Raw genomic sequence first — 10,719 nt, 5'->3', positions numbered from 1 at the left:
CGCTCTCGCTTCCGAGGCAGCCTGCGGGAGATCTTGAATTTGAAGCCCAAGTCCCCCGAGGGACAGCGATTGCTCAAACGCTATTTGAAGATTCGAGAGCATCTGCTGCTGTTCCTTGACCATGAGAGCGTGCCGCCGACCAATAATTCCAGTGAACAAGCGCTGCGCTGGAGTGTGGTCTTTCGCAAGGTCACCCATGGCTTTCGCTCAGACTGGGGTGCGGAGTTGTTTGCTCAGGTGCGCTCACTGGTGAACACGGCTCGCCGTCAAGGCATTTCTGCCTTCGAGGCTATTTCTCGTGCCCTTACCTCACAGCAGGCTGATTGGCTACTGAGTTGAGCAATTACTCTGCACATCGCCGCCTTGGCCTTTTCCATTCTCCTGAATTCTGCTAAACGCGCCGCTAGAGCTGCCAGCAAAGTGGGCTAGCTCCTCAATCTCTAAAATCACATCGCCTGCGTTTCCCGCTCCAAAAGTACTGGCCCTCAACTCCGCCCCATCAAGAACTTCGAGGTTGCGGGCGCTAATCTGCACACTACCGCCTGTGCCTACCCCATCACGATCAATATTGCTAAACGCGCCGCTAGAGTTGCCATCAAACCGGGCTAGCTCCTCAATCTCTAAAATCACATCGCCTGCGTTTCCCAGCCCAAAAGTGCTGGCACTTAACTGCGCCCCATCAAGAACTTCGAGGTTGCGGGCGCTAATCTGCACATCGCCGCCTTGGCCTACCCCATCAGACTGAATACGGCTAAACGCGCCGCTAGGGTTGCCATCAGGGTCAGAGCCAGCAAACCGGGCCGTGTTACGAATGTTGAATATAAGATCGCCCCCTTGACCGCTACCGAAAACTGCCGACCTAATTTGTGCGCCGTTCAAAACGTCGAGATTGGCCGCATTAATGCGAATGGTGCCACTAGATCCTTCTGCCCCTGTGTTTAGATTGGCCGCAATCCCGCCAAGGCCGATGCTATTAATACCTTCAAAAACAGCAGTGCCACCAGCATTAATTACTACATTCCCGACACTTCCTATGCCAGAAGTAGCAATATAACTATTAATCACAGAAATATCGCCACGGGCGTCGAGATACACTGCCCCACCTTGCTCGTTAGGTCTTCTGGTCTCAATGCCACGGCCATAAAGCCCATCACCTGTGACCGTAATGTTGCCACTACTAAGATTAGGATTGGGTTGATATTGGTTAGTTAATAGCACCAGGCCATTGGGCGCAGCAATCCGAACATCGCCAATGGCAATATCGGCACTTGAAGGTACATTTCTGACAAAATTATCGCCAATAAAGTCATCAGTAGCTGCATTAAACTCTGTCAATACAACCGGAGGCAGTGTTCCTAATACGTCTGGGCGAATTCCAGCTCGCACATCCAATGTAGGTTGAGTACCACCATCAACCTGAACTACTGTGCCATCTAAGAGCGTAACCGCCTCTTGCAAAAAATCAATTTCTAAAGCCCCTGGGTCTGGAGCCGTAATCTCAGCGGTGCCAATGGTAATGGCTCCCCCGGCTAAAATATGGAGCGAACTGCCCAGATAGTCTTCTATAAAAACATCTCCCAGGGAGCGAATGATGGGGTCGATGGGGCTAAATAGGCTGCCGCCGCTGCCGTCTAGGGTTTCTACGGTGAAATTGCCACCGCTCCAGTAGTGGGCGTCGCCGCCGACGGGGTTGCGCGATCGCAGCACCATATCGCCATAGCTGTACAATCCGCTGTCAGGGTGGCTGAGGGCCACAATATCCACCTGCTCGTTGCCCTGCACCAGCAGATCGCCCCCCGCAAACCCCACAAACGGCGCATCCACCGCATCGCGAATCTGCACGGTGTTGCCTAGCAGGGTTAAATCGCCCCCCGCTGCCACCTGCCGCTGCAAGTCCAGTCGGTTAGCGGCCAGGGTGAGGTTTTCGCCAGCGGCCAGGGGGGCTCGGCTTTCAATGTTGCCAGATGTCTCGCTGAGATAGGTGCTAAATAGGGCGCTGGGATTCACCGTTAGCAGGCTGCTCTGCTCTGGGGCGGTGGCGCTGTAGACTCCATCGCCTATAGGGATGGCTTCGGCGGTGCTGGCGTAGAACGAGCCCTGGATATCGAGGGTGGCGGTTTCGCCAAACACCAGACCGTTGGGGTTGATCAAAAACAGATCGGCTGCGCCATCAACCCCTAAGGTGCCAAAAATCGCCGAGGGGTTGCCCCCGGTAATGCGGCTGAGAATGGACTCGACCCCCGCTGGGTTGGCGAAGTAGAGCCGATGCCCAGCATCGACATTGAACTCTAGAAAACTGTGGAACAGGTTGCTGCCGCGCAGGGCACCGCCTTCGATTAAGTCGGCCTCGCTGCCGCGCACCGGCATATTAGGGGTTACGGTAGACGCCTCATTCCCCAGGGTGGCATCGGGTATAACTTGCGCCGGGGCGGGGGTGGCTAGGGTGGCGATCGCCCCCAACACCAACACGCCGCAAACAGGGAGGGTAGAGTGGGGCATAACCAAGGACAGAGAAAAAGCACCCAAACTTTAGCACCTGTCTCCGCTTTACGACGGTCAAACTTTGGGATCAGCGGGTGGTGGCGTTGCTGAGTTGAGACATGAATCTGGGGGTGAACCTGCTTTATTCAACCTGACATTGCGTAGGTTTCAGCAAGCGGGTTAACGTAACTCTGCAACGTTCTGGCGCTAAGGTTTTGTAGGCTTGGCTTAGCGGTAATTCCCCCCGTCCTGACCGTCACGTAATCCCTTGGCCCTATGAAACCTTTTGACGAACTCCGGCACAGTTGGCAGCGCCGTTACCCGGCAGGGAAGACGCCGTGGCGGCAGGTGGTGCCCGGTGTGGTGGTGCTGGGCTTGGTGGTGGGTGCCCGGCTGCTGGGGCTGTTTGAGGGTCTGGAGCTGAAGATGCTGGATCAGCTGCTGCGCTGGCGACCGGCTGAACCCACCGACGAGCGGATGCTGATCGTTGGCATTGACGAGGCCGATATTCAGCGGCTGGGTACCTACCCAGTGCCCGATGGGGTGCTGGCCGAGCTGCTGCAAACCCTGGCGGTGCATCGGCCTCGCGCGGTGGGCATCGACATCTACCGCGATCTGGCGGTGGAGCCAGGCCACACAGCCCTGGTCGAAACCCTGGCGACGCTGCCCTATGCGATCGCCATTGAGAATATTTTGAGCAATCCGCCCGTAGCGGCCCCGGCCTTTTTGCCCCCCGAGCAGGTGGGGTTTGTGGACTTTCCCCAGGATGATGATGGGTTTGTGCGCCGTGCTCTGCTGGGGTCGCCCAACGCCGTGGGCGAGTTTCGCTTTTCGCTGGCCCTGCGGCTGGCCGAGACCTACTTGCAAGCGGAGGGGCTGACTCTGGAGAATGGTCGGCGCGACCCCTGGGCTATGCGCTTTGGCTCGACAGAGTTTTCTCAGATTTCTTCCCATGCGGGCGGCTACGTGGGGGCCGATGCGGGGGGGCACCAGGTGTTGCTCAACGGGCGCAGTGGTCCTCAACCCTTTCGGCGGGTGTCGTTGCAGCAGGTGCTCGATGGCAGCGTAGACCCCACCTGGATTGAGAATGCCATTGTGCTGGTGGGCATCACCTCGTCGAGCGCGAAGGACTTTCTCAACTCAGCGGCGGTAGCGGCGGACAGTCCGGCGCTGGTGTACGGGGTGGTGATGCAGGCACACGCCACCAGTCAGCTGGTCAGTGCGGTGCTGGAGGGTCGCCCCCTACTGCGCCCCTGGCCCGACAGCCTGGAGTATTTGTGGATTGTGCTGTGGGGCGGGGTGGGCACGGTGCTGATCTGGGGAGTCAGGTCGCCCTCCTGGTACCTGCTGACCATGGGCCTGATTGGTCTGGGCCTGGTGGGGGTGAGCTTTGGCCTGCTGTGGCTGGGGGGCTGGTGGATTCCGCTGGTGCCGACGCTGGTGGTGTTTAGCGTCAATGGGCTGGTGCTGCCGGGGTTTTATCTGTATGACCAAACCCTGCGATCGCGCATTGCCGAGCGCCAGCAAATTATTGACCAAACCTACAGCGCCATTCACAATGGCCCGCTGCAAACCCTGGCCCTGCTGCTGCGCGACAGCGAACCCCTCGCCTGGGCCGAGACTCGACCCAAGCTAGAGCGCCTTAACCAGGAGCTACGCGATATTCGCGAGAGCCTGCCCGCCGCTGCTTTGCCGGGGGGCGACCAGTCCGTTCCTCTGCACGAAAAGCTATGGGAGACCTATACGACAACCCTGGAGCGGGGTGAGCCAGACTTTCCGGGGCTGCGATCGCTCAAGCTCAAGGTCGTCACCTTTGAACCCCTCAGCACCCTCGGCCTTTCCGCCGACGACCAGCAGGGTCTCTGTCAGTTTTTAGAAGAGGCCCTGCTGAATGTGGGCAAGCACGGGGTGAACGTGACCCGCCTGACGGTGGTTTGCCAGGCCACCGATACCGAAAACCTGATTCAGGTGATCGACAACGGCCAGAGACCGTACTCCCTTGAGGCCTCTCCGGCGGGCACGGGCTGGGGCACCCGGCAGGCCAAACAACTGGCTCAGCGATTAAAAGGGCAGTTTAAGCGCGAGTTTAGCAGTGCGGGCACCTGTTGCGAGCTGCGATGGCCTCTGGTGAAGCCGCACCGTGTGGGGTTTTGGGGATTGAATCGATGAGTTAACGAGACGCAAACCCTGGCCCAAGCCGCGCCCTTTACCAAAACCGGCAACGCCCGTGACCGTTAAGCGTCGATGAACTGGCGCAAAATTTTGCCCATTGGCTAGGCCGCTCCTTTACTCTTAGGGGCACACCTACAGAACGGTAATTAGGGATGCACAAACCAGCGATCGCGGCGGCACTTTTGACGGTCAGCAGCCTAACCGGCGTTTTTCTATCGGTGGGCAACCCCAGCTGGGGCAATCAGGTGGCCCCAAGCCCCCTTCTGATCGCTCAAAGCTCGAATCGCCGAGGCTATCAGCCGCCGCCCACATCCCGTGCCCCCCGCCGCACCGTGGGGGGCGGCACCCGAGGCGGCTGCGATGGCACCGCTCCCATCAACCTCACGGCGCTGGCCCCCCAGGCGCACATCGGCGCAACGGCGGCGACTCGCCCCACGTTGGTCTGGTACGTGCCCGATGAAACCCCTTACCCAATGCAGCTTCAGCTCTATCGGTATGCGGCGTCTGAGGGCGACGAACTCACACCAGTCAACACCTTCAACCTGGGAGACAGCCAGCCCGGTTACCAGTCGTTTACTCTGCCTGACGATGAACCCGCGCTAGCGGCGGGCGGCACCTATCGCTGGAAGGTAATTTTGCAGTGCAACCCAGGCCGACCCTCCCAGGTGGCCCTAGATGAGGCCGATTTGCAGGTGGTGGCCGCCACGGATCGGGTCGCTGTGGGGCAGGGCAGTCTGGTCGATCGCGCCGAGCAGGCGATTGCAGCGGGGCTTTGGTACGATGCGATCGCTCTGCTGTCCCAAACTCCGGTTTCTACAGAGGCCGCTGCTTACCGCCGCGACCTGCTGGCAGGGCTGGCCGAGCAGGAGGCTTTGAACCCTAACGACGGGATTTCGTTGTTCAGCGATCGCCTCAGTTACCTGAGCGAGCAGGAGTAGTGCCCTGGTACCGCTAGGCAGAGTTCAAAAGTCAAAGTTCAAAATGAAGAATCGTTAGGGTATCAGGCATCCTGAGCGGCAGGTTTTTTCTACTTGCTGTACTAGTCGCAGGCCCGGCCCAGCACCAGGCGACCGTTGGGGAGTTGATACACACCATCGGGCTCCTGAATCTGGGTAGCAACGGGTGTATCCACAGCGCGCACCGTGCCGGTGGGGTAGGCCGAAATGCCCCCATCGCCAGGGGTAGCGGGCAACCCATCGCGGCCTGTGACGGCAAAGGAGCCCAGGCTATCTTGGCTGCGGGCAATGCAGCTCCCTGCGGTGAGGGCGCTGGTATCGACAATGGCATCGGTTAGGGCTGTGAGGCTGTTTTCAACGAAGGTGGCATCGCCCACAAAAATTTGCCCCGACTCGATGCCGCCCGTGGCGTTGATATCGACGCGATCGTTTTCGTCTAAATTTAGTAATTCATTGAGACTAAGATTACGCGCCGCAATGCTTGGGTTTTGCCCAAAAAATGTGGTGCGACTGAGATCAATGATGCCGCCTCGGCCATCGGCAGAAAAGGCCAGAATATCGCTATCTTCGAGGGCAATGAGGAAATTGGATGCGATCGTAATATTGCCACCGCCCCCTTCACCTTGTCTCACAGAAGTTTGAATATCACTGTCGCTTCTCAAAATGACCCGCCCTGCTTGAACGCTTACCTGCCCTCCCGATGCTGCATTTGCAGTCGTCGTAATAGTGCCGTCATCTACCAATAGTCCTTCCGAGATTAGCAAAATAATATTCCCTGCATCCCCCAAGCCGAGACTATTGGCAGCTAAGCCCGCTCCTTGAAAAATCTCTAAATTTTTAGCAGTAAGTTGAATATTGCCACCTTGACCTTCCCCGTTGAGCGTGATACTGCTAAATGCGCCACTAGGGCTGCCATTAACGGGGTTAGCGCCAACAAACTGAGCCAACTCCTCAATCTCTAAAATTACATTACCTGCATCTCCTAGCCCTTGAGTACCAGCAGCTAACTGCGCCCCATCAAGGACTTCAAGGTTGCGGGCGCTAATCTGCACATCGCCGCCTTGGCCTTCCCCATCCAGATCAATACTGCTAAACGCGCCGCTGGAACTGCCATTAATAGGGTTAAAACCAGCAAACCTGGCCAGCCCCCCAATCTCTAGAATCACGCTGCCTGCATCTCCCAGCCCTTGAGTACCAGCAAACAACACCGCTCCATCAAGGACTTCAAGGTTGCGGGCGCTAATCTGCACATTGCCGCCTTGGCCTTCTCCATTGAGTGTGATACTGCTAAATGCGCCACCAGAGTTGCCATCAAAGGGGTTAAAACCACTAAACTGAGCCAACTCCTCAATATCCAAAATTACATTACCTGCATCTCCCAGCCCTTGAGTACTGGCAAACAACACCGCCCCATCAACGACTTCAAGGTTGCGGGCACTAATCTGCACATTGCCGCCTTGGCCTTCCCCATCAGGCCCAACACTGCCAAACGCGCCGCTAGGGCTGCCATTAATAGGGTTAGAGCCAGCAAACCTGGCTAGCTCCTCAATCTCTAGAATTACGCTGCCTGCATCTCCTAGCCCTTGAGTACTGGCATTTAACTGTGCTCCATCGAGGACCTCAAGGTTGCGGGCGCTAATCTGCACATCACCGCCTTGGCCTTCTCCGTTGAGCGTGATACTGCTAAATGCGCCACCAGAGTTGCCATCAAAGGGGTTAAAACCAGCAAACTGGGCTAGCTCCTCAATCTCTAGAATTACGCTGCCTGCATCTCCTAGACCTAAAGTGTCAGCACGCAACACCGCTCCATCAACGACTTCGAGGTTGCGGGCGCTAATCTGCACATTGCCGCCTTGGCCTACCCCACTAGGATTAATACTGCTAAACGCGCCGCTAGATCTGCCAGCAAACCGGGCTAGCTCCTCAATCTCTAGAATAACGCTGCCTGCATCTCCCAGACCTTGAGTACTGGCATTTAACTGCGCCCCATCAAGGACTTCGAGGTTGCGGGCGCTAATCTGCACATCGCCGCCTTGGCCTTCCCCACCCAGCTCAATCCTGCTAAACGCGCCGCTAGCTATTCTACTGAGAGGATTAGAGCCAACAAACTGAGCCAACTCCTCAATCTCTAAGATTACATTGCCTGCATCTCCCAGTCCCGCAGTATCGGCACTCAACACCGCTCCATCAACGACTTCAAGGTTGCGGGCGCTAATCCGCACATCACCGCCTTGGCCTACCCCGCCCAGCTCAATACTGCTAAACGCGCCGCTAGCTATTCTACTGAGAGGATTAGAGCCAACAAACTGAGCCAACTCCTCAATCTCTAAGATTACATTGCCTGCATCTCCCAGTCCCGCAGTATCGGCACTCAACACCGCTCCATCAACGACTTCAAGGTTGCGGGCGCTAATCCGCACATTGCCGCCTTGGCCTTCCCCACCCAGCTCAATACTGCTAAACGCGCCGCTAGAGCTGCCAGCAAACCGGGCTAGCTCCTCAATCTCTAAAATCACGCGGCCTGCATTTCCGAACCCAAAAGTACCGGCACTCAACTGCGCCCCACCAAGGACTTCGAGGTTGCGGGCGCTAATCTGCACATCGCCGCCTTGGCCTTCCCCACTAGGATTAATACTGCTAAACGCGCCGCTAGATCTGCCAGCGAAGCGGGCTAGCTCCTCAATCTCTAAAATCACACTGCCTGCATCTCCTAGACCTAAAGTGTCAGCACGCAACACCGCTCCATCAAGGACTTCAAGGTTGCGAGCGCTAATCTGCACATTGCCGCCTTGACCTTCCCCACCAGGCCCAACACTGCTAGACGCGCCGCTAGAGCTGCCAGCAAACCGGGCAGTGTTACGAATGTTAAATATAAGATCGCCTCCTTGACCGCTACCGAAAACTACCGACCTAATTTGTGCTCCATTCAAAACGTCGAGATTGGTCGCATTAATGCGAATGTTGCCACCAGTTCCTTCTGCCCCTACGTTTAAATTGGCAGAAATTCCGCCGATGTCGATGCCATTAATACCTTCAAAACGAGCAGTGCCACCTGCATTAATCACTACATCACCTACATTTCCTACAGCAGAAGTAGCAATATAACTATTAATGACAGAGACATCGGCACGGGCATCAAGATACACTGTGCCACCCTGCTCGTCAGGTCTGCTGGTCTCAATGCCACGGCCATAAAGCCCATCACCGGTGACCGTAATGCTGCCCCCAATAAGGTCAGGGTTGGGTTGATATTGGTTGGTTAATAGCACCAGTCCATTGGGCGCAGCAATCAGAACATCGCTAATGGCAATGTCTGCACTTGAAGGAGTATCCGTAGGAAATTCATTGCCAAAAAGAGTATCGATATTAGGATTGAAACCAGTTAACTGTTCTATAGGTGGCGTTCCCAGCGCCTCTTGTCGAACTCCGGCTCGCACGTCTAAGGTAGGTTGGGCACCGCCGTCAACTTGAACCACTGTGCTATCCGAGAGCGTGACGGTTTCTTGCAAAAAATCAATTTCTAAAGCCCCTGGATCTGGGGCCGTAATTGCGACGGTGCCAAGAGTGACGTTACCCCCAGCCAAAATGTGCAGTGAACTACCCACGTAGATCTCAATAAAAACATCTCCAAAGGTGCGGATGATGGGGTCGATGGGGCTAAATAGGCTGCCGCCACTACCGTTTAGGGTTTCGACACGAAAGTTGCCGCCGCTCCAGTAGTGGGCGTCGCCGCCGACGGGGTTTTGCGATCGCAGCACCATATTCCCATAGCTGTACAGCCCGCTGTCGGGGTGGTTGAGGGCCACAACATCGACCTGCTCGTTGCCCTGCACCAGCAAATTGCCTCCAGCGAACCCTATGAACGGGGCATTTACCGCATCGCGAATCTGCACGGTATTGCCTAGCAGGGTTAAATCGCCGCCTGCTGTTACCTGCCGCTGTAAGTCCAGTTGGTTGGCGGCCAGGGTGAGGTTTTCGCCAGCGGCCAGGGGGGCTCGGCTTACGATATTGCCAGACGACTCGCTGAGATAGTTGCTAAATAGGGCGCTGGGATTCACTGTTAGCAGGGTGCTTTGCTCAGGGGCCGTGGCGCTGTAGACACCGTCGCCTATAGGGATGGCTTCGGCGGTGCTGGCGTAGAACGAGCCCTGGATATCGAGGGTGGCGGTTTCGCCAAACACCAGACCGTTGGGGTTGATCAAAAACAGATCGGCTGCGCCATCGACTCCCAGGGTGCCAAAAATGGCCGAGGGGTTGCCCCCGGTAATACGGCTGAGAATTGACTCGACCCCCGCTGGGTTGGCGAAGTAAAGACGCTGCCCAGCATCGACATTGAACTCTAGAAAACTGTGAAACAGGTTGCTGCCGCGCAGGGCACCGCCTTCTATTAGGTCAGCTTCGCTGCCGCTCACCGGCATATTAGGGGTTACGGTAGACGCCTCGTTCCCCAAGGTGGCGTCGGGTATAACTTGTGCCTGGGCTAGGGGCGTTGCTCCTGCTGTGGAGAGCAAAACCAGGGTCGTAGTCAGCGAGAGTGACCTTGTCAGTAAGGCTTTGCTCAAAGCAGGAAAAATAGCCATAGATGCGGTTTAGGGCATAGTTCAAGGCAACCCTACCACGGACCTAAGCTGCATCCGGCTCACTCTTAACGATCGAGAACCTCTGTAAACAGACTTCGTTGCTACTGGTGGAGACTTCATTGCTACTGGTGGGGCCGCTTACACCAGCGGTTTGGACAGATGATAGGGATGGCGTGTGCTAGGGCTGTAACTCCTCACTGCAAAGGTCGGTTACTAGGGCATTGCGGGCCGTGACCACCTCAGCGGAGGGGTCTTCAACGGTGAAAAGAATTTGTAGGGCGTCGGCGAGCAGCTCGTTTTTGAGGAAGTAGTTGGCTTTGGCCTGGGCGATCGCCTCAGCATCGGCCTGCTCATGGGTCAGCTCGGCGGTGATCTGCTCCAGATCGGCGGCAATGCGATCGCGCTCCTCCCCGGACGCCATAATCCGAAAGGGAATTTGCACCGATAGTACTGGCCCCAGAATGGGTCGGTTTTCGTCGATCAGCAGGCTGTAGGGGCTGACCAGCCGTATGGTTCGCTGTTATAGGCGG

General features: G+C 56.7%; 6 protein-coding genes. 3 read left to right on the top strand and 3 right to left on the bottom strand.

Translation table 11 applies throughout. From position 1 onward, the window contains the following. Window positions 1-339 (top strand): IS66 family transposase (locus ACQ4N7_RS07130; RefSeq protein ID WP_430710919.1); only part of this gene is annotated, 339 nt, incomplete at its 5' end. Here ACQ4N7_RS07130 and ACQ4N7_RS07125 read toward each other — a convergent pair. Next, the gene (locus ACQ4N7_RS07125) at window positions 328-2,499 is read right to left on the bottom strand and encodes a filamentous hemagglutinin N-terminal domain-containing protein (protein WP_430710918.1); all 2,172 of its coding nucleotides are present in this window, start codon (window positions 2,497-2,499) and stop codon (window positions 328-330) included. The genes ACQ4N7_RS07130 and ACQ4N7_RS07125 overlap by 12 nt on opposite strands. A 258-nt stretch (window positions 2,500-2,757) precedes the next feature. Between ACQ4N7_RS07125 and ACQ4N7_RS07120 the strand changes: the two genes are divergently transcribed. After that, a complete protein-coding gene (locus tag ACQ4N7_RS07120) occupies window positions 2,758-4,650 on the top strand; it encodes a CHASE2 domain-containing protein (protein WP_430710917.1) in 1,893 nt (630 codons plus the stop codon). A 155-nt stretch (window positions 4,651-4,805) separates the two neighbouring features. Then, complete coding sequence (locus ACQ4N7_RS07115; protein ID WP_430710916.1) at window positions 4,806-5,591, top strand: DUF928 domain-containing protein; 786 nt, start codon at window positions 4,806-4,808, stop codon at window positions 5,589-5,591. Between the two features lie 101 nt (window positions 5,592-5,692). Here ACQ4N7_RS07115 and ACQ4N7_RS07110 read toward each other — a convergent pair whose 3' ends face one another. Together ACQ4N7_RS07110 and ACQ4N7_RS07105 are read right to left on the bottom strand one after the other, a co-directional pair. Further along, a complete protein-coding gene (locus ACQ4N7_RS07110) occupies window positions 5,693-10,189 on the bottom strand; it encodes a filamentous hemagglutinin N-terminal domain-containing protein (protein WP_430710915.1) in 4,497 nt (1,498 codons plus the stop codon). A 178-nt stretch (window positions 10,190-10,367) separates the two neighbouring features. After that, window positions 10,368-10,610, bottom strand: a complete 243-nt coding sequence (locus ACQ4N7_RS07105) for a hypothetical protein (RefSeq protein ID WP_430710914.1) — start codon at window positions 10,608-10,610, stop codon at window positions 10,368-10,370. Window positions 10,611-10,719: the final 109 nt, after the last annotated feature.

The organism is Nodosilinea sp. AN01ver1 (genome assembly GCF_050565655.1).
In the GTDB taxonomy this organism is placed as follows: domain Bacteria; phylum Cyanobacteriota; class Cyanobacteriia; order Phormidesmidales; family Phormidesmidaceae; genus Nodosilinea.
Note: the sequence above shows the minus strand (reverse complement) of the source record. Positions and strands in the feature narration are given on the sequence as shown.